Raw genomic sequence first — 1,287 nt, forward strand, 5'->3', positions numbered from 1 at the left:
TTTACGCTCACCTGCTTGGCGAACCGATCTCGCACCGTGGCCAGTGCCGCGGCGTCGGGGTACTTCGAAAGCTGCGCTTCCAGCCTCGCGATCCTCTCGTCCAGCGGAGGATGGGTGGAGTACCAGGAGCCCTTCTTGATGCTTGAGGCCTCGATCTTCTGCAGTTTTTTGAGCACGTTGATCAGTCCGCGCGGATCGTACCCGGTGCGGTAGGCGGTCTCCATGGCGGCGGCGTCCGCCTCGTACTCCATGCTCTTGTCCAACCCCTTGTCGAAGAGCACCGACTGCAGGTCACCTATCATGGACTGGAACTGCTTTCCCTTGTCCCCCTTCATGTTAGCGGCGGTGATGGTGCCTACTCCTTCGAGGAACTGGGTGCGCCGGATGCTGCTGATCGCATGCTTGCCCGCCACGTGTCCGATCTCATGGGCGAGAACGCCAGCCAGTTCAGCCTCGTTGCCCATGAGGTTGACCAGCGCCTTCGAGACGAAAATCACCCCGCCAGGGGCGGCGAAGGCGTTATCGACCGGGCTGTCGAGCACGGCGAACTCGTACGGGATGGTCGCCCTTTTGCTGTTGGCAGCCAAGGCGTTCCCCACCAGGTTCACATAGCGCTGCAGGGCTTCGTTTTGAACCGGCTTCCCGAAACGCTGCATCCCCTCCAGCGCGAGGGACTCCCCGATCGTACGTTCGCTCTTGTAGTCCATATCCTGGGTGCTGGAGAGGACCTTCGTCGCCCCCGACAGGATCTTCCCTTCTTTAGAATCAGCCGGCAGCGCCTTCTGTAACTGGTCGAAAAAACCTGCACGGGCGGTGACGGGAATAACAAGCATCATCACAATGACCGCTGAATATATCTTTCTCATCGCTATCCCCCTACGGCGCGTATTCGCCGATCTTCCCTTCGCGTAGAAATGCCTTCAGCGCCTGAGGGGTCACCTTACGCGCCAGGATCTTGTCCAATTCCTTTTTGAAAACCTCGGGAGTTCCCCGCTGTTTCGCATAGGCGGTGGTCTCCGGCGAAAGTCCGCGGATACTGCGCGCGCTGTCGGCCTTGCCGGTCTGGATCTGGCTTTCCTGCATGCTCTGGCCGAAAACTCCACCGTCTCCGCCGCTGACCTCGGTGGCCGGCGCCGTACTGGAGACGCGGCCCGCATAGACCCATCCTTCGTTGCCGTCCGCGGCCTTCACCCTCAGCCAGCGGCCGCCGTCCTCCAGTAACGTCAGCTCGGCGCCGACCGGCAGGGGCTCCACGTCACCGGATGATACGGACGCCTCCGTCTTCAT

The 1,287-nt window shown here is 61.3% G+C and carries 2 protein-coding genes; both read right to left on the reverse strand.

Annotation, left to right across the window (positions count from 1 at the left end):
- A partial coding sequence (locus AC11W3_RS14905) for a M48 family metalloprotease (RefSeq protein WP_484093254.1) occupies nucleotides 1–866 on the reverse strand: 866 nt, incomplete at its 3' end.
- Nucleotides 867–876: 10 nt separating this feature from the next.
- On the reverse strand, nucleotides 877–1,287 hold a 411-nt coding region (locus AC11W3_RS14910), incomplete at its 5' end, for an SH3 domain-containing protein (RefSeq protein ID WP_484093255.1).

The organism is Geomonas sp. (genome assembly GCF_056994735.1).